Origin of the sequence: Synechococcus sp. LA31 (genome assembly GCF_018502385.1) — a bacterium.
GTDB lineage: Bacteria > Cyanobacteriota > Cyanobacteriia > PCC-6307 > Cyanobiaceae > Vulcanococcus.
In genome coordinates this window covers 1,162,556-1,179,468 of sequence record NZ_CP075523.1, presented here as the reverse complement: position 1 = coordinate 1,179,468, position 16,913 = coordinate 1,162,556, and the positions used below count along the sequence as shown (strand labels likewise).

The window sequence follows — 16,913 nt, the reverse complement described above, 5'->3', positions numbered from 1 at the left end:
CATACAATGCCTGACAGAATTGACACCATTCTTTCACATGTTCCACACAATGCTCGTGTTCTAGACATCGGTTGTATCGGCAACCCCTCACATCATCTTGTTGATAAGAAGCGGTGGTTGTTCCATCGTCTCTCACTAATAACCAATGATCTTGTTGGAATTGATACCAACCAAGACTGGGTGAAAAAGGCACATCAAGCTGGTTACACTAATATCTTGCTTGAAGACGCCCAAAACTATAGATCCCCTGTTCCCTTTGACGTAATAACTGCAGGAGAGCTGATTGAGCACCTTCCCAATCCAGCTGACTTTATTTCTGCTGCTTCTGCATGCTTAAGTCCCAATGGATTATTAATTATCTCAACTCCTAATATCTTCTCGTTAAACTACTCACTTAAGGGACTTTTAGGGATTCCTAATAATTTCCACTCAGAGCACCTTGTTGCATTTGATGAGCAGCTGATTAGAGCGATGTTACATCGATGTGCTTTTACAGATGTTTCAATTGAGTATGCTACTGAACGTGATATCTCCAGTATGAAAAACTACTTTCTGACGCAAGTAGCCAAAATTAGGCCGCGCTGGTCAGGCAATCTAGTTGCTGTCGCAAGAAAAGGCTAATCAATCTCTTTATCTCATAAGTGTATCTTCTATCCCCTACTCTGATCAAATGAAATCCCCCCTAAGGGTTGGAGTTCTAATTGACGATGGGACAATGCCAGCCCTATTAAAATATCTATTAAAATGTCAAAATAGCACCTATAATATTGTCCTAGTCATTAGTTGCAAGTCACCGTTACTAGATTCATCTGGTAGATTCTATTTTATCCGAAAACTTCAAAATCGCGGTTTCCCACGCTTTGCAAGATCTGCAAGTCTCTACATAATCGAAAAGCTCGAACTCTTTTTTTTAAGCTGCCTGCCCGCGTTTCGAACAGCTATAGATAAATGTCGAATAGCCTCCTATTACTATTCATCTTGTGAGCTGACCTACCATCAGATAGAAGTCATTCCTAAATTAACACAGAGCAAATATCGTGTTGTTCTCTCTGAAAGTGATATCAAACAAATTCAGGAGCATAATCTTGATGTTGTAATACGTGCCAATTCTGGCATACTTTGCGGCGATATTCTGTCTGTGGCGCATCATGGCGTTATTTCATACCATCATGGCGATCCTTCTAGATTTCGTGGATCATATCATGGCTTCTGGGAAGCATACAATAAGGCAAGCTCGATCGGTTTTGTTATTCAGCGCCTAACCGAGACACTGGATGCAGGAAATATACTTTATCAAGGCAATATTGCTGCAACACCCTTCTATGCTTTAAATAAGCTTAGAATAACCGCTAAGAGCTTCCCTTTTATACTATTAGTTCTTAGCCATCTATCTAGTAAGCAACAAACATCTATAACAGGAGACTCAACCATCAATATATTCCCCTACAAGTATAGTACCTGCCCTTCATTCTATGATCAGTCTCGCTACATAGTAAGCAACTTAAATTTCTTGTTTCTTAAAATACTTAGCATTCTCTTTGGTCAACGGAGAGAGTGGAATATTCTTACGGGAAAATGCTCGCACAATAATATCTTACTCGCCAATGGGCAATTAATAACCAATCCGCCCGGCACATTTCTCGCAGACCCTTACAACTTCTTTTTCAAAAATAATCACTACATCCTTGTTGAGCAATATGACTATTCAAAGAAGCGTGCTCACATATCTCTCATGCATTGCTCAAATGGCGAAATAAATAATAGCATTACACCATTGATTGTAGAGCCATTTCATATATCGTTTCCTCGCCTTTTCCAATTTGCTGGGCACTTTTATCTTACTCTTGAGTCTTGTAGTAAGCCTGGCCTTCGCATCTATAAAGCAGATGAATTTCCCTTTTCATGGAAACTCTATTCTGTAGCACAATCACATTTGTATCTCGCTGATCCTATAATTGTAGAGGAGAATTCAACCTGGTATCTTCTGGCTAATATTGATTCTGCATGTATTGGTGACCATGACTCTGAGCTCTTTGTATTCTATGCCGATAATCCCCTTTCTGACACATGGTCTCCCGTGCCTGGTAACCCGCAAATATTTGACTCTCGGATTGCAAGGAATGGTGGGCTCTTTAGATTTGGTGATACTCTATATCGCATCGGACAAGAACAGTCTTCAACCACGTACGGAGCCGCATTCACCCTTAGTAGTATTGATCTACTACGTCATGATACACCATACGATGAATCCTATGTCACTCGGGTTGGACCCACCTTTATGCCAGGTACCACCGGAATTCATACGTTGACTCTAGCCGATAATCAATATGTCGCCGATGTTCTTATCACTAAGAATATCTACATCGAGACAGCAAAATCTCTCTTTAGGAGACTAAAAAAACATGTTATTTGAGCTCATTGCATATATACTATCATTTGTAATTCCCGAATCTAATGCTTGGATCTTTAGTGCCGATGGTTCTCGTCGTTTTGCAGACAATCCTCGTTTTTTCTTTGAGTGGGTAATCAAGCATGTCGACCAAGACTGTATTTGGATTACATCAAATAAGTCAGAATCTCTAAAGAGAGGTTTTGTCTACAAATATAGCCTTATGTATATTTGGTGCGTTGCGCGAAGCCGTACATTCATTTGTTCGCATAGTCATTATGGAGCTGACATATCTCGTTTTATTCGCAATGACTCTTATCTAGTTAACCTTTGGCATGGCATACCCATTAAGATTATGAAAACCTATAAGCCCTCCTTAATAAGACGCCTTCTCAGGCTAAAGCAGTACCCTAACCTCACGTGTGTCAACAGTCTATTTGATCAGCAAGTCTTTGAATCCAACTTCTTTTGTCCTCCTAACACTTTCTTTTATTACGCATCTCCAAGAACTGAATATCTTGTCAATAATCAAAATAAAACGAGATCCATATTGTGGGCACCCACGTTTAGGGAATCCCTTTCCGAAGAACAATCTCTATTCTCGGCACTTTTAGAGGATTCCACTGTTTCTCTTATTAACCATTCGTTATCTGAACATGATACAATCTTATATGTAAAGCCTCATCCCTATACAACCATCTCCTCTAAGCATTTGAGAGAAAAACTGTCTAGCTATCATAACATTGTCTTCGAAAATCCATATGTGGACATAAATGACTTGCTTCTTAATTCCTCTTGCATCATAACCGACTATTCTTCGATTGTCTATGATGCTTATGCAATGGGTATAGGAATATGTATTTACCTTTGTGATCTCGGACAGTATTCTTCAACACGAGGCCTTAACACTGATTACTCCAGTTTTGCCAAGTCTTCTGGTTACGCCTCTTTATTAGATGCTATTACCTCTTACCTTACCTGTTCTCCCTTGTATAAAGATAGGCAGCTTAGTATCCGAAGGTTTATCTCTTCTACCTCAGGATATCATTATAAGCAGCATTCATGTAAGCGCATCTATCAAGAGATTATATGCGATACAACTCCTTAACTTCTAAATCTCTGCCATACGTTCTTCGAATAGGTTCAAGCTTTCTCCCCCTTCTATGGTTATACTATATTGAATACTTGTATGATTCAAGTGTTATTGGTATCTTTTCGCTTTCTCTGGCGTCAGCAAACCTATTGTCTGTTTTTACTTATACCAATCTTAGAAGAGCATTTATCCCATTGTGTTCTTCTGCTCCGAAGTATCTTAGGCTTGTTTCTTCATTGTCCTTCTTATTTACAATTTCTATTTCTGTTGGCTTTTCGGTTGCATTTTCTTTCCACTTCTATTATGCGGCATGTATCGGTTTTCTTGTTGTTTCTCTTGGCTTGTCGGACTTGGGGCTCGAGCTTGCACTCTTTAAGGGGCAATCTCTACTATATTCTCTGAACTATTCTTTGCGTGCCATTCTTCTATTTCCCCTTTCTCTTGCATACGCTCATTTTCTTGATCCAGTGACGACTTGCGTCTTTGCATACTCAACATCCTGCCTCGTCACTGCATGCTACTTATTCTTTGCTCACTTCCCCCGAGAGTATACTTCTCTTTATCCTAATGCCCGAGATTTGAGTACGTTCATTTCTTTCTCTACTCCGCTTTCCCTGTCTAGCCTTTGCACATGGGCTTTGGACAACCTTGACAAATATTATGTTTCCTATTCATATGGAAATGAAGTCTTTGGTCTTTATCTTCTTGTCTACTCCACTATAGAGCGTGGAATGGGTGGCTCCCTAGCCACTCTTGGCACAATTAAGCTTCCACAGTATCGAGACGCTGTGCATTCAAACTCGATTCAAGCATTGAAACTTTTTCTTTCTCGACAGGTTGCAATACTCTCTAGCTTCGCCCTTTCTGTTCTAATTGCTATTTCCTTCTTCTTGCTTTTGTTTGTCTTTTCGCGTACCGATGCTGCAGGTCTTGGTTTGGATGTGGCCTCAGTTATCTTCTTGATGTTATCTATATATCTTTTTTCCCTTAAGTCAATCCTCCCGGACATGTACAATACTCTTATTCTGCATTCAAGACTTGTCTTGGTGTCGACCTTGGTAGGTGTTCTCCTTTACTTTATTCTGCTTCCATGTCTCTCGTTTTTCTTCGGCATGGTCGGAGTCTGTTTGGCTCGCTTTCTTGTTGCCCTCGCGGCACTGTCTCTAAGTTCCTTCTTTGCGTATTCGAATTTTCGCAGCTCTATGATTGGTCCTCTTTAGCCTCTCCTATTCTTCTTTTTCTATCTGACTCGCCAATCTTCTTGAATCTTCCGGCTATACAGATTCTGTCATATCCAACCGTCATCTTTCTGTGCACATAGTACTGGCTTCTCTCTCGGGCTACTGGTGCATGTCACAAAGTAGGTAATTCTGAACATGCCCAGCTCCATTGCCGCACAATAGATGTCAGCATTCTGACTATAAAATGTGCGCACACACGCTAATCTGAGCCGAGAAGCAGCTCGGAACTTTCCGCATGTACCGTCGTGAGTATCGTCATCAGCTCTCGTTCGGCTGGATAAGGCATTGTTTGTTGGCTATGGCGTTTATCTCGGTCGCGCGGTTTCAGCTGCCGGCCCCCGGGCGCTGAGCGGTGGCGCAGCGCCCCCCACAGGGCGCAGCGGTGCTGCTCACCTGGCGCTTTGGTTCAGGAGGTTGCTTCCTGCAGGCAGGCCTGGGCCGGCAGTTTCCATCGTTGGGATTTCGGGCATGCTTTCGGCTGAGAACATGCGCTGCCCTTCGAGCTGCCAGTGCTCGTCCTGCTCCATATGTAGAGCGAACGCATGACTCCCGGGTCCTGGCAAAAAATCTTGCCGAAGTCATGGATTCCTGCTTTCCGACGTCTGGATGTAAATAGCTGAATGACTTATTTGCGTTTAAAGTCGTTTGTCGATCGCGTTGCCGCATTGGTTGCTTTTGTGTTGTTATCTCCTTTTCTTGCTGCCGTTGTCTTGCTGGTTCGATGGCGCCTAGGCTCCCCTGTTCTTTTTCGTCAGCAACGTCCCGGCCACCGTGCGCGGCCCTTTCAGCTGCTCAAGTTCCGCACGATGACCAACCAACGCGATGCCTCCGGTGCCCTGCTCCCCGATGCCCAGCGGCTCACACCCTTCGGCCGCTGGTTGCGTGCCACCTCTATCGATGAGCTGCCCGAGCTGCTCAACATTCTGCGCGGTGAGATGAGTTTTATCGGGCCGCGCCCCCTGCTGATGCAATATCTGCCCCTCTATTCCCGTGAGCAAGCTCGCCGCCATGATGTGAAGCCTGGCTTCAGCGGTTGGGCCCAGATCAACGGCCGCAATGCTCTTTCCTGGGAGGAGAAGTTCCGCCTGGATGTCTGGTATGTGGATCACCAGAGCTTCTGGCTGGATCTGCGCATCTTCCTGGTCACCATCTGGAAAGTGATCCGCCGCGAAGGCATCAGTGCCGCTGGGGAAGCCACCATGGCCCCGTTCACTGGGTCCGCTGCTGCTTCTGAGGCGAGCTGATGGCTGCTTTGCTTCTGCTTGGAGCCGGTGGTCACGCCCGGGTCGTGGCTGAAACTGCCCTGGCCACTGGTGGTTTCAGCCGCATCGCCTTCCTTGATGATCGCTGCACCGGCCCTGCTCAGCTGCCCGATCAACTCGGCTGGCCCGTGATCGGCTCCTTTACAGCCGCCCTCGATCCCCAGATCCGCCAGCAATTCCTTGAAGCGCTGGTGGCCATCGGTAATGCCGCCGTGCGCCTGCAGTGGTTGTCGCGCCTTGCCTCTGCTGGCTATGAGCTCCCCGTTGTGGTTCACCCCACGGCTTGGGTGTCACCCTCCTCTCAGCTGGGTGCCGGTTCGGTGGTGTTCGCCCAGGTCGCCATTCAGGCCCAGGCCGTGATCGGAAGCGGCGCCATCCTCAACACCGGCTGCTCCGTGGATCACGATGTCAAGCTCGGTGATGGTGTGCACGTCTGCCCTGGTGCCCGTCTCGCCGGCGAAGTGCAGGTGGGCGATCGCAGCTGGATCGGCATCGGAGCCTCCGTGATTCAGCAGATCCGTATCGGCGCCGATGTCACCGTTGGCGCCGGTGCCGCCGTGGTGCGTGATCTGCCCGATGGCGTCACCGCTGTGGGCGTGCCGGCGCGGGCGTTGCCCACCGCCTAACACCTCAGCCTGCACCTCTTCATCGCGTGACCCTCGCCCCCTGGCCCCAGTTCGACGCCGAGCAGATTGACGCTGCCACCCACGTGCTCGCCTCCGGCAACGTGAACACCTGGACCGGCCAGGAAACCACCGCCTTTGAGCAGGAGTTCGCCCAGTGGTGCGGCACTGCCCATGCCATCGCCATGGCCAATGGCTCCCTGGCCCTCTCGGCCGCCTACCTGGCCATTGGCCTCGGGCCCGGCGATGAGCTGATCACCACCCCGCGCACCTTCATCGCCACCGCCTCAAGCGCCGTGCTGCTCGGCGCCAAGCCGGTGTTCGCCGATGTGGATGCCGAGTCCGGCGCCATTACTGCCGCCACGATCGCGCCGCTGATCACTCCCCGCACCAAGGCCATCGCCGTGGTGCACCTCGGCGGCTGGCCCGCCGACATGCCCGCGATCCTCGAGCTTGCCCGTGCCCACGGCATCGCCGTGATCGAAGACTGCGCCCAAGCCCATGGCGCCGGCATCCACGGGCAGACCGTGGGCAGCTTCGGCGATGTAGCCGCCTGGAGCTTCTGCCAAGACAAGATCCTCACCACTGCCGGCGAAGGCGGCATGGTGTCCACCCACCGCGCCGACCTTTGGGATGCGATGTGGGCCTTCAAAGACCACGGCAAAACCCACGAGGCGGTCTTCGGCCGAGAGCACCCGCCCGGCTTCCGCTGGCTGCACGAGCGCTTCGGCTCCAACTTCCGCCTCACCGAACTTCAGAGCGCCATCGGCCGCATCCAGCTCCAGCGCCTGCCCGAGTGGACCGCCGCCCGCACCCGCAACGCCCTGCTGCTCGCCGAAGCCCTGGCCGATTGCCCTGCGGTGCGCGTCCCCCTGCCGCCGGAGGGCATCACCCACGCTTGGTACAAGTTCTATGCCTTCGTGAAGCCAGACTCCCTGGCCGCAGGCTGGAGCCGCGATCGCATTCTCGGGGAGATCGCTGCCCTCGGTTATCCAGCCCTTTCTGGGAGCTGCAGCGAGATCTATCTGGAGCGCTGCTTCCAGCAGGCTGGCCTCGCCCCCCCCGAGCGCCTGCCCGTGGCCCGCGAACTGGGTGAGACCAGTCTGATGTTCCTGGTGCATCCCACCATCACCCCAGAGCAGATGGCTGCCTACGCCGAGGCTGTGCGCTCGGTGGCTAAGCGCGCTTGCCGGTAGAGAGGCTCCTGATGCCAACGCGGCTTTCAGGTCGCGGGTGTTGTGGCTGAAGTGTTTGAGGCCGAGTGTCTTGTGAACGCCGCTCGGTTCGCACCATTGGCCTTGGGGGCTGTCAGGTGTTCAAACGCTCCAGAGTGAGTGCGCAACGCTGTTCGATCAGCGAGATGATGCGCTCCACCAGCGGCTGACCCGAATACAGCGCTTCCCTTTGCAACCCGCGAGCACAGATTGGCAGTCGCTTGGCGATCCCCGCAACGCGCTTTTTAGTCTGAGCTCCAGACAACCCTGCTGCCTTGGCCAATTGCTCCCAGTGGCGAACCTGCACCTCGGTCAAGCGGTATTTGCTGCCCACCTTCATGGCCATTTTGTCGGTGAGCGTGGGATACACTGCTGTGCAGAGCAGGTCGTAAAGCGGAGCCAGGACTCCTCTCTGCTGTTGATAGAGAATCGAAAAATTCTTGGCGTGGGCGTCGTGATTACCAATCAAGGCATTGAAGATCACGGCATCCAGAAGACGGATCACTTCCGGGGCGCTGGGCCTGGTTGCTCGGCGCAGCAGTGAGAAGCAGGCCTGCAGATCAGGTCCACCCTCATTCTGATATTTAAGGTCGGGTGGAACCGCCAGAGCCTGGCAGAAGTCCTCCTGATGCAGGCGACTCCAGGCGCCATCGTCAGCTCGGCGGCGGTCGTAACGGCGCACCAGCAGGATCCGTTGATCAGCCGCCATCAGGATCTGTGTGTCTGCCACACGCAGCTTCATCCTCGTGGCCAGCGCCATGCAGAACGCTTCGTTGGTCACGCTGTCGTCCACAGCTGCGATGGCCGGTTTGAGGATGTGGGTGCTGGCAGCACTGCCTTTGGGCAAGCCGAGGCGCTGCCCCTCAACAACCACCGGAAGCTTGTCCTGGGCGCCGGCCAGCGAGAGTCGCAGCCCATCGCGTTGCGCCAGCATTGGCCGCTGGGGCAACTCAGTCAGCAGCGCGATCAGCTGCGTTGGTTCCAGCCATTCCACCTCGGCTGGCTCTGGCGCTTGATCCTCGGGAGTCAGGCTCACCGCACCGGCGCAGTCCCCGCCGATGGCGGCCAGCAGGCCGAAGTCATTGGCTTGCGAGAGCTGGCACTGCTGGGCAATCCTGCGGCGCAGCTCTCCTTCCGGCAGCAGGCCGGCGAAAAACGGTCGGCAGACCTGGTCGTCGAACGCCTCCACCTGCAGCGGCAGGCTCTGCGACAGAGCCATCACACCGCTGTGCTCCAGCCAGTGCGTGTCGTACCGAAAGCGCAGGCCCCCGTTCTCAAGCCATAGCGTTCCGGCCCGTTCACCCAGCAGCCACACGCCCAGCTCTCCTGTGGCTTCGTTCTTCATGCTTCTGGTGGCACGGGGCCACTGCGCAGAACAAGGCTGCCGCCGAGGGCCTCGATCAGCTGCATCACGCGTCCCAGCTGCGCTGAAGGCTTGCCCGCTTCCACCTCTCCCACAAAACGCAGTCCCACCCCCGCGGCCAGGGCCAGCTCTGCCTGGGTGAGTCCCAGCGCCTTACGGCTGCGCCGTAGAGCGGTCCCCAGCTCCTCTGTCGAACCGATTGGAAGCTCAGGCGAAGCCTCGCTTGCACATTCCCGTTCAGGATTGATTAGGCCAGAGCGGAGCGCCATCGCCGAACTGTTACTGAGCGGGAAGATTCGCTGATCCTAGCGCGGGTGGCCCGGAAATGTTCCCGCTCGGGATGTTCAACTGGGTTGTCGAAGCGCGATCATGGGATGTAACCGCAGGCCGGCGAGGCCGTGGCAGCTGATGAGCGAGAACGAGCGGCTCGCTGAGCTCAACAGCAAGTTCGATGCAATCATGTTCAGCTCTGCCACCAACTCCAGCCCAGCGAACCCAACGCCCGACGAGTCCGAGATGTGATCTCCCTGCTGGAGGAATACGGCGGGTTTCCTTGAGGGTGTGTTGTCCGTGAGGGTGCCCTATCTCTCCCGCGGTGTCGCTGTGCTTGATGAATACGGCGACAGCAACTAATCGCTCCAGCTCCAACCCACCCTGATTTGATTGCCCCTGCTGCTATAGGCAAGCGGCAGGGGCATTTTTTATGGCATTCCGCACCCTGACCACAACCCTGCTGCGCCTCGGTCCGCTGAACCGCCGGCTGTTGCTGATCGCCGCCGATGCGTTATTGCTGCCACTGGCGGTGTGGCTGAGCTTCTGGTTGCGATTGGCGCATCCGTTCACACCCAATTTTGTGGAAGGGCTGTGGCTGGTGCCGGCGGTGTGGCTGATCGGTCTGCCGCTCTATGCCCTCAGCGGCCAATACAAGGGCCTCACCCGCTACGTGGGCAGCCTGGCGCTCTATCGCCTCGCTGGCCGCAACGGTCTGTTGGTGCTGTTGCTTGCGCTCACTGGAGTGGTGCTCAGGTTGCCGCTTCCGCCGCGCAGCAGTTGGTTGTTGCTCTGGGTGTTGCTCACCGGCTTCACCGGTGCGGTTCGTTTTGCGCTGCGCGATGTGTTGCTCAGCCTGCAGAACAAACCGCGCCATGCCCTCACCCGCGTGGCGATCTACGGCGCCGGTGCTGCGGGCGTTCAGCTCGCCGCTGCGCTGCGCTTGGCCGGTAGCCACAGCGTGGAGCTGTTTGTGGATGATGCGCCCCATCTCTGGCGCCGCGAGATCAATGGTGTGCCGATCCAGCCGCCGCAGTTGCTGCACGAGCGCGCAGCCGAGATCGATCAGGTGCTGCTGGCGATTCCCTCGCTGAGTCGCAGCCGCCGGCGCCGCATCACAGCCGACCTGCAGGAGCTGGGCATCCCCTTGCTGCAGGTGCCCTCGGTGGACGACATCACCAGCGGCCGCGCCCGCATTGATGCCTTGCGCCCGATCGCGATCGAGGAACTGCTCGGCCGCGATGCCGTGCCCCCCAACCCAGCTTTGCTTGGTCCTGGGATCGCTGGCTCCTGCGTGTGCGTAACAGGCGCTGGCGGTTCGATCGGCAGTGAGCTGTGCCGCCAGATCCTGCGGCTGCAGCCGCGGAGGCTGGTGTTGCTGGAGCGCAGCGAGCCGAGCTTGTATGCCATCCACCAGGAGCTGCAAGGCCTCCTTCCGGAGGGTGTGGATCTAAAGCCGGTGCTCGGCAGCGCCGCCGATGCAGCCCTGGTGGAGCGCCTGTTCCGCCAGCAGGGGGTGTCGGTGGTGTTCCACGCCGCCGCCTACAAACACGTGCCGCTGGTGGAAGCCAACCCCCTGGCGGGCTTGGCCAACAACGTGCTCTCCACCCGCGTGGTCTGCCGCGCTGCCTGCGCTGCGGGTGTGAACGAGGTGGTGCTGATCTCCACCGACAAAGCGGTGCGTCCTACGAATGTGATGGGCGCCAGCAAACGCGTAGCCGAACTGGTGGTGCAGGCCAGTGCCCAGGAGCTGGCCGCACGATCCCTTGAGAGGGGGCGTCAACCGGGAACCCGCCTGGCGATGGTGCGATTTGGCAACGTTCTCGGCTCATCCGGCTCGGTGGTGCCCCTGTTCCGCAAGCAGATTGCTGAGGGCGGACCGATCACCCTCACCCACCCGGAGATCATCCGCTACTTCATGACCATCCCCGAGGCCGCCCAGCTGGTGCTTCAGGCCGCGGTGCTGGCCAAGGGCGGTGATGTGTTCCTGCTGGATATGGGCGAACCGGTGCGGATCAAGGCTCTGGCCGAACAGATGGTGCGCCTCAGCGGTTTGTCGCTGCGGGATGCCCGCAACCCTGGCGGCGACATCGAGATCGTGTGCACCGGCCTGCGGCCTGGCGAGAAGCTCTATGAGGAGCTGCTGATTGATGCGGAATCGGAGCCCACAGAGCACCCGTTGATCTACCGGGCCCATGAACGGGCGGTGCCGCCGTCGGAGCTGTGGCCGCAGATTGATGCGCTGGAGGCGGCGATTCAGCGGCAGGATGTGGAGGCTGCTCTCAAGGTGTTGGCGGTGTTGGTGCCGGAGTGGCAGCGGGATGGTGGATTGAACGGGCCTGGTGCCACCGTGGCTGCTGTTGCTGAGGGCAAGGATTCAGGCGCTCCACGAACGGGGGTTGGTGGGTAAGCGAGTCGCCCTGCTCTGCACCGCCCTGCGCCTGGAGACGCTACCCGATTGCGGTGGCAACCTTTTGGTGCTCAGCAGCCACCAGGCGGCGCACCGATTCGGTAGTGGGGGGTCAGCGCTGGTTGCGTGCGTGCAGGTGTGGCGGCTCTCGGCTGCCTTCGATGCCGAGCCAGCGCCTCGCCGGTGTCGACCACACCCCCCAGCTCTGGACGGTGCTGATGTGGTATGCCTGGTTTTCGGAGTGGGGCGGAAGCGATGACGCAGGTTCCAACCTGGCTGCTTGGCATCCACGAAGCCCTGCAGGTGATTTGGAGGTGGTCTCATCAGGACGCCCCTGCGCTGATCTTGTGGCGCCTGTTGTTGGCGTCTTTACTGAGCTGGAGTCTCATCCTGGCCCTGGCCTATGGGCAGGTCACGACTGATGCACCGCACCCGCGATGGCCATCACCACTGCTATGGCTCTTGAACCTCTGGCCTTTGGCCGCAGCAGCTCCGCGGAGCTTTCCGCTTTAGCGTTCTGGCGTTGATCGCAGTGGTAACGCTCTATGGTCAAGCCAGAAGCAAAGCCGAGCAACGAAGCTAACAACGACGACAGCTCTTGGCTTTCGCCGATCGAGCTGCGGATCTTTTCCGTGCAGAAGGAGACCGCCTGCTTGCAGAAATCGAACAGAGAGCTCTCCAGGAGGCTATCGCTGCTGAGGAGTCGCGCAACGAAGAAGCCGAGCAATCAGACGAAGCCCTCTGAAAGCACGGTCACCCCCTTGGCTCAGGTTTGACCTGAGCATCCATGTCATCCCTCCTCCCCACAGGTCGCCGCCGCCTAGCCCCCTGAGTTCAACGCAGCCTGTCGGCTGGCTGTTGCAGGCCTGGCTCCAGCCGCTGCTGGAGCTGGAGGGATTGTGGGGGCGGTGAGAGGGGATTTGGGGCTGGAGAGGGCAGCCAAATGCACTTTTTAGTGCTCAAGCTATGTGTCTATACCCATAAACCACTACCACTTGTTGCTGGCCATTGCTTCGCTTTGGGTGTTGTTGACGGCGTTTGCCCCTGTTCCATGGATGGGTGCACTGCCTTCCTGGTTCGACCGACTTGTCGTTCTGTTCAGTCTGTTCGGAATTCACGCGGGCCCAAGGCTCCGCTTCTGCTCCGCTCCACCGCTCGGGAGTTGTTCCGGCTGTAGGTCGTGAGGTTGCTGATGGCATCAGGAGCCTTCAGCTGCAGGTGGGCCAGGGCTTGGTTCGGGCGAGGTGATTCTGGGTCTGCGAGAACAAGCTCCTCGGGTCTCTTGCCTACGCAGTGTTCAAGAGCGCCCCAAGCAGTTGCAGCACTCGCTCCAGCACTGCAATCGGCGCTGGACCAATCACGTCTGCCTGGCGGCTGCGCCAATCCAGGCTGCGCAGCTGATCTGCGAGCACCACGCCCTGCACCGGCCCCTCATTCGGCAGCGGCACTTCGAAGGGGTAGCCCTTCACCTTGCTGGTGATCGGACAAACCAGAGCCAGGCCCGCTTTGGTGTTGTAGGCCGATGGCGACACCACCAGCGCCGGCCGTCGCCCAGCCTGCTCACGGCCGCTCTGTGGCGTGAAGGTCAGCCAGATCAGCGCGCCACGCTCTGGTGCTTTCACCACGTTTCAACCCCGCTGGCTGCGCCCCAGTCGCATTCCGCGTGCTGGTTCTCGGCTGTGATCTCGGCTAACAATGCGTTCAGGTCGATGGCGGCGGCGGGCCTGGCGAGCAGCGTCCCGGCCTCCAGGTTCACCTCCATCTCGCTGCCAGGGCGAACTCCGAGCTCCGTGGCGTAGGCCTTCGGGATCCTGAGACCCAGGCTGTTGCCCCAGGTCTGCACCTTGACCTTCATCGCAACATCCCCGAATAGCCAAAGTTTATCCGTGAATCTCGCCCTTTGGCAGCCGCTCGATGCTGAGCAGGTCGGCGTTGCCGCCTTCGTGATCGCCTCCGGGGTGCGCCTAGGCGGTTGGCCTGCCGATCTGCCGCGATCCTCGAGCTGGCCCGTGGCCGGTGACCCGGCTACACCAGGCCGATGGTCCTTCGTCGTGCGCTGATTCGCGCGAATGCTGTTCCGTACGGTTCGTGCAGAACCCAAAGCCTGCTGAAACATCCACTCCGAGCGCCCGGTGTCTTGTGGATCAGGGCCCAATGACCGCCCCGCCTCATGGCTCCTGATGCCAACGCGGCTTTCGGGCCGCGGGTGTGGTGGCTGTGGCGATTGAGACCGGCGGCCTTGTGAAAGCCGCTCGGGAGTTGTTCCGGCTGCAGCGTTTGTGCTGCAGAGCACACGCATCGCTGTCTTGCGTCGACCGGCTTCTGAGGCACTGCCGTCGCAGCCGCGCCACACCTCTGGTCCGCCTGCACAGATCGGCAGTATCGACACACCCCTTATCCCAGTCAGCCCCCGGCGCCGCTGACTGGTGCAGGTGTACTATGGTCTTGGCGGCGAAGGTCCGGCGTGGGTAGGGTTTTTGTATTCGACATCCGGGCTGGATCACCCTGATCCTGGGCGGCCTGCTGGCGCTGATCACGCTCTTCACGTCTTACAGCCATGTCCACCTCCCCTTCCTCGGCAACGTCGCCCTCGATCAGCAAGTCGGAGTACTACTCCTCCTTGCCCTGGTTCCGGCGCTGGTTAGCGATGCTCAACTGGCGACCCGTTGTCGACTACGAGCTGAGAGAGATCGAGTTCGATCGGAGCGAGCGCGAGTACGAGAAGAGGAAGATCGCGCACAAGCAGCGGATGAAGCAGCTGAGGAGCGAGATCTCGCAGATCCAGAGAGAGAACGAGCGACTCGCCGAGCTCAACGCCAAGCTGAGTGCAATCTCGTCCAGCTCCGCCACCAACTCGAGCCCAGCGAAGCCAACGCCCAACGAGTCCGAGATGTGATCTCCCTGCTGGAGGAATACGGCGGGTTTGCTTGAGGGGTGTCGACCGCACCTTCAAAGCCCAGTTCGGTCTTGGTTTGAAAGTGTCTTCCGAGGGCTGTTACCTGGCCACCTGCGCCGGTATTCCTGGCCTGGTCGCCCAGGGTCGCACCCTCACCGAGATCCCTGCTCAGTCATTCGAGTTTCCTGTCGTGCTCAGTGCGTGATGGGGAGCCTCTCCGATTTTCCCTACCGCGATTACCCAGGCGGCGTGGACGGGGATGACGTCCTCCCGTGTGGATGGCTCTCAGCCTGGAAAACGTAGAGCCGTGTGTCTACACTAGTGGCTATCAGTTGGCTGATTCCGTGCCGCAGTCCGACTCTCGGGGCCGAGACGGTGTTCCGCATAGGCGCTTTCACCAGTCAGTCCGCCGCTGGGGAAACAGCCTGGCCCTGCGTCTCCCCGCTGCTTGTCTGCGTCAGGCCGGCCTGCGGGAAGGCGATCAGGTTGAGATCGTCGTCGGCGACGATGGCCGGTTGAGCCTGGAGCCTTTGCACCAATTGGATCGCTCGGCTCTCGCCATGGATCTGCGCCGGCTGCAGGCCACGATGCCCCTCACCCCTTCGGTGATGGAGGAATGCCGAGCCGCTGAGCGCTGGTGAAGCCAATCCGGGGGATCGCTCGATGATCTATCTCGACACCAGCGTGGTGGTGGCACTATTGACGCCAGAAGATCGCAGCCCTCAGGCTCTCGACTGGTTTGCACAGTGCCGAGAACCCCTGATCAGCAGCGATTGGCTGATCACCGAGACCCACAGTGCCCTGGGCATCAAGCAGCGCCATCACGGTCTCAGCCCTGAGAACAGCCAGGCGGCTGGGGAACAGTTCGAGCGCTTGCTGCAGAGCGGTGTTGAACTGCGCTCTCTCGAACGCGATCGCTTCCGTCAAGCAGCTGAGCTGCTTCTGGATCCAGCCCTCGGCCTCCGTGGTGGTGATGCCCTGCATCTTGCGGTGGCGCTGCACAGCCACTGCACCCAGTTGGCCAGCTTCGATCGGCAGATGTTGACAGCCGCGGCCGCCCTGGGGATGAGCCCAGCACTGGACTAAGCCCATCATTTGACTGATGCCAACGCGGCTTTCAGGCCGCGGGTGTGGTGGCTTTGGCGGTTGAGGCCGGCGGCCTTGTGAAAGCCGCTTGGGAGTGGTTGCGGCTGCCCTCTTGCCGACCTGTCCACCAAACCGGGGGAAGCCCACCAGCGAATCCAACGCCCAGCGAGTCCGAGATGTGATCTCCCTGTTGGAGGATTACGGCGGGTTTGCTTGAGGGGCGTCACCCGCACCTTATAAGCCCAGTTCGGGCTTAGCTTGAAAGCGTCTTCCGAGGGCTGAAAGCCATGGCCGAATGGCTTGTCAACCTGCAGGTGGAGCAGCTACCTGAGGGCTATTACCTGGCAACCTGCGCCAGTATTCCTGGTCTAGTTGCCCAGGGACGCACCCTCACCGAGACCCTTGAAATCGCGCGCGACGTTGCCAGGCAGCTGCACGAAGCACGCCTTGCGCGTGGCGAGCACGATGCCCCACCTGCTCTCGCCCAGTCATTCGAGCTTCCCGTCGTGCTCAGTGCGTGATGGGGCGACTCTCAGGTTTTCGCTACCGCGATGTGGTGAAGCGTCTGAAGCACTTCGGGTTTGCGTTCGATCGCCAGGCAGCGGGCTCCCATGAGATCTGGTACCAGGCTTCTGGTCAGCGCTACACCACCATCACCAATCACCCAGGCGACCTGCCTGAGGGAACCCTCCGGGCCATCCTGCGCCAAGCCGGCGTGAGTGTGGATGACTTCCTTTCAAAATGAGTCTTCGTGCTCGAAGTCTGCGCCCAGGCTCATGGCGCCTGCATCCACGGTCAGTCTGTGGGGGCGCGGGGAGTTGGCCGCCTGGAGCTGAGGATCGCCGCCATGCGTTGATTCGCGCGAAACATCATTCCGTACGGTTCGTACAGCACTTGAAATCTGCTGACACGCCTGCTCCGGGTGTTGGGTGTTTTCCGGAGCATGGCCCACTGACCGCCCCGCCTCATGGTTCCTGACGCCAACGCGGGTTTGGTGGCTGTGGTGGTTGAGGCCGGCGGCCTTGCGAAAGCCGCTCGGAAGTTGTTCCGGCTGCAGGTCGTGAGG

At 56.7% G+C, this 16,913-nt stretch carries 20 protein-coding genes; 15 read left to right on the top strand and 5 right to left on the bottom strand.

The genetic code is table 11. The features are described 5' to 3' along the window. The first annotated feature begins 6 nt into the window (after positions 1–6). From KJJ24_RS06360 to KJJ24_RS06330, 7 genes are all read left to right on the top strand, one after another. On the top strand, positions 7–621 hold the full coding sequence (locus KJJ24_RS06360; protein WP_214342631.1) for a bifunctional 2-polyprenyl-6-hydroxyphenol methylase/3-demethylubiquinol 3-O-methyltransferase UbiG: 615 nt from the start codon (positions 7–9) through the stop codon (positions 619–621). A gap of 49 nt (positions 622–670) precedes the next feature. After that, a complete protein-coding gene (locus KJJ24_RS06355) occupies positions 671–2,413 on the top strand; it encodes a formyltransferase family protein (protein WP_214342628.1) in 1,743 nt (580 codons plus the stop codon). Next, a complete protein-coding gene (locus KJJ24_RS15135) occupies positions 2,403–3,497 on the top strand; it encodes a CDP-glycerol glycerophosphotransferase family protein (RefSeq protein ID WP_214342620.1) in 1,095 nt (364 codons plus the stop codon). The genes KJJ24_RS06355 and KJJ24_RS15135 overlap by 11 nt, the downstream gene beginning before the upstream one ends. A 77-nt stretch (positions 3,498–3,574) precedes the next feature. Beyond that, positions 3,575–4,702: a hypothetical protein gene (locus KJJ24_RS06345; protein ID WP_214342617.1), complete on the top strand. Its 1,128-nt coding sequence runs from the start codon at positions 3,575–3,577 to the stop codon at positions 4,700–4,702. A gap of 641 nt (positions 4,703–5,343) precedes the next feature. Then, positions 5,344–5,967 carry a sugar transferase gene (locus KJJ24_RS06340; RefSeq protein ID WP_214342614.1) on the top strand — a complete coding sequence of 208 codons (624 nt, stop codon included), beginning with the start codon at positions 5,344–5,346 and terminating at the stop codon, positions 5,965–5,967. Then, entirely contained in the window at positions 5,967–6,611 is a 645-nt protein-coding gene (locus KJJ24_RS06335; protein WP_214342612.1) for an acetyltransferase, read from the top strand. The genes KJJ24_RS06340 and KJJ24_RS06335 overlap by 1 nt, the downstream gene beginning before the upstream one ends. Before the next feature lie 26 nt (positions 6,612–6,637). Then, a complete protein-coding gene (locus KJJ24_RS06330) occupies positions 6,638–7,804 on the top strand; it encodes a DegT/DnrJ/EryC1/StrS aminotransferase family protein (RefSeq protein ID WP_214342610.1) in 1,167 nt (388 codons plus the stop codon). 112 nt (positions 7,805–7,916) lie between these two features. Here the strand turns inward: KJJ24_RS06330 and KJJ24_RS06325 are convergent, their stop codons facing one another. Together KJJ24_RS06325 and KJJ24_RS06320 are read right to left on the bottom strand one after the other, a co-directional pair. After that, entirely contained in the window at positions 7,917–9,167 is a 1,251-nt protein-coding gene (locus KJJ24_RS06325; RefSeq protein ID WP_214342608.1) for a type II toxin-antitoxin system HipA family toxin, read from the bottom strand. Continuing rightward, a complete protein-coding gene (locus KJJ24_RS06320; protein WP_214342606.1) occupies positions 9,164–9,454 on the bottom strand; it encodes a helix-turn-helix transcriptional regulator in 291 nt (96 codons plus the stop codon). The genes KJJ24_RS06325 and KJJ24_RS06320 overlap by 4 nt, the downstream gene beginning before the upstream one ends. 434 nt (positions 9,455–9,888) lie before the next feature. Here KJJ24_RS06320 and KJJ24_RS06315 point away from each other — a divergent pair, with 434 nt between their 5' ends. Continuing rightward, positions 9,889–11,865, top strand: coding sequence for a nucleoside-diphosphate sugar epimerase/dehydratase (locus tag KJJ24_RS06315; protein ID WP_214342604.1), 1,977 nt, complete (start codon positions 9,889–9,891; stop codon positions 11,863–11,865). Positions 11,866–12,277: 412 nt separating this feature from the next. Here KJJ24_RS06315 and KJJ24_RS06310 read toward each other — a convergent pair whose 3' ends face one another. From KJJ24_RS06310 to KJJ24_RS06300, 3 genes are all read right to left on the bottom strand, one after another. Then, positions 12,278–12,592 (bottom strand): hypothetical protein, encoded by a 315-nt coding sequence (locus KJJ24_RS06310; RefSeq protein WP_214342602.1) that lies wholly within the window; start codon positions 12,590–12,592, stop codon positions 12,278–12,280. Between the two features lie 559 nt (positions 12,593–13,151). Beyond that, positions 13,152–13,490, bottom strand: coding sequence for a type II toxin-antitoxin system PemK/MazF family toxin (locus KJJ24_RS06305; protein ID WP_214342599.1), 339 nt, complete (start codon positions 13,488–13,490; stop codon positions 13,152–13,154). Further along, positions 13,484–13,720, bottom strand: coding sequence for an AbrB/MazE/SpoVT family DNA-binding domain-containing protein (locus KJJ24_RS06300; protein WP_214342595.1), 237 nt, complete (start codon positions 13,718–13,720; stop codon positions 13,484–13,486). Before KJJ24_RS06300 ends, KJJ24_RS06305 begins: the two co-directional genes overlap by 7 nt. A gap of 31 nt (positions 13,721–13,751) precedes the next feature. Here KJJ24_RS06300 and KJJ24_RS06295 point away from each other — a divergent pair, with 31 nt between their 5' ends. The 7 genes from KJJ24_RS06295 (at position 13,752) to KJJ24_RS06270 (ending at position 16,592) form a co-directional block, all read left to right on the top strand. Continuing rightward, the gene (locus KJJ24_RS06295; protein ID WP_214342592.1) at positions 13,752–13,925 is read left to right on the top strand and encodes a hypothetical protein; all 174 of its coding nucleotides are present in this window, start codon (positions 13,752–13,754) and stop codon (positions 13,923–13,925) included. Between the two features lie 497 nt (positions 13,926–14,422). Next, on the top strand, positions 14,423–14,761 hold the full coding sequence (locus tag KJJ24_RS06290; protein ID WP_214342589.1) for a hypothetical protein: 339 nt from the start codon (positions 14,423–14,425) through the stop codon (positions 14,759–14,761). A 76-nt stretch (positions 14,762–14,837) separates the two neighbouring features. Continuing rightward, positions 14,838–14,966, top strand: a complete 129-nt coding sequence (locus tag KJJ24_RS15035; RefSeq protein ID WP_256437304.1) for a type II toxin-antitoxin system HicB family antitoxin — start codon at positions 14,838–14,840, stop codon at positions 14,964–14,966. A 139-nt stretch (positions 14,967–15,105) separates the two neighbouring features. Continuing rightward, on the top strand, positions 15,106–15,402 hold the full coding sequence (locus KJJ24_RS06285; RefSeq protein ID WP_250544961.1) for an AbrB/MazE/SpoVT family DNA-binding domain-containing protein: 297 nt from the start codon (positions 15,106–15,108) through the stop codon (positions 15,400–15,402). A gap of 22 nt (positions 15,403–15,424) precedes the next feature. After that, on the top strand, positions 15,425–15,847 hold the full coding sequence (locus tag KJJ24_RS06280) for a type II toxin-antitoxin system VapC family toxin (RefSeq protein ID WP_214342583.1): 423 nt from the start codon (positions 15,425–15,427) through the stop codon (positions 15,845–15,847). Positions 15,848–16,134: 287 nt separating this feature from the next. After that, complete coding sequence (locus KJJ24_RS06275; RefSeq protein ID WP_214342580.1) at positions 16,135–16,368, top strand: type II toxin-antitoxin system HicB family antitoxin; 234 nt, start codon at positions 16,135–16,137, stop codon at positions 16,366–16,368. Next, entirely contained in the window at positions 16,368–16,592 is a 225-nt protein-coding gene (locus tag KJJ24_RS06270; protein WP_214342577.1) for a type II toxin-antitoxin system HicA family toxin, read from the top strand. The genes KJJ24_RS06275 and KJJ24_RS06270 overlap by 1 nt, the downstream gene beginning before the upstream one ends. Positions 16,593–16,913: the final 321 nt, after the last annotated feature.

Coding starts and splice junctions, on each gene's coding strand:
- KJJ24_RS06360 (WP_214342631.1), top strand. CDS start 7: ATGCCTGACAGAATTGACACCATTCTTTCACATGTTCCACACAATGCT.
- KJJ24_RS06355 (WP_214342628.1), top strand. CDS start 671: ATGAAATCCCCCCTAAGGGTTGGAGTTCTAATTGACGATGGGACAATG.
- KJJ24_RS15135 (WP_214342620.1), top strand. CDS start 2,403: ATGTTATTTGAGCTCATTGCATATATACTATCATTTGTAATTCCCGAA.
- KJJ24_RS06340 (WP_214342614.1), top strand. CDS start 5,344: ATGACTTATTTGCGTTTAAAGTCGTTTGTCGATCGCGTTGCCGCATTG.
- KJJ24_RS06335 (WP_214342612.1), top strand. CDS start 5,967: ATGGCTGCTTTGCTTCTGCTTGGAGCCGGTGGTCACGCCCGGGTCGTG.
- KJJ24_RS06325 (WP_214342608.1), bottom strand. CDS start 9,167: ATGAAGAACGAAGCCACAGGAGAGCTGGGCGTGTGGCTGCTGGGTGAA.
- KJJ24_RS06320 (WP_214342606.1), bottom strand. CDS start 9,454: ATGGCGCTCCGCTCTGGCCTAATCAATCCTGAACGGGAATGTGCAAGC.
- KJJ24_RS06315 (WP_214342604.1), top strand. CDS start 9,889: ATGGCATTCCGCACCCTGACCACAACCCTGCTGCGCCTCGGTCCGCTG.
- KJJ24_RS06300 (WP_214342595.1), bottom strand. CDS start 13,720: ATGAAGGTCAAGGTGCAGACCTGGGGCAACAGCCTGGGTCTCAGGATC.
- KJJ24_RS06290 (WP_214342589.1), top strand. CDS start 14,423: ATGTCCACCTCCCCTTCCTCGGCAACGTCGCCCTCGATCAGCAAGTCG.
- KJJ24_RS06280 (WP_214342583.1), top strand. CDS start 15,425: ATGATCTATCTCGACACCAGCGTGGTGGTGGCACTATTGACGCCAGAA.
- KJJ24_RS06275 (WP_214342580.1), top strand. CDS start 16,135: ATGGCCGAATGGCTTGTCAACCTGCAGGTGGAGCAGCTACCTGAGGGC.
- KJJ24_RS06270 (WP_214342577.1), top strand. CDS start 16,368: ATGGGGCGACTCTCAGGTTTTCGCTACCGCGATGTGGTGAAGCGTCTG.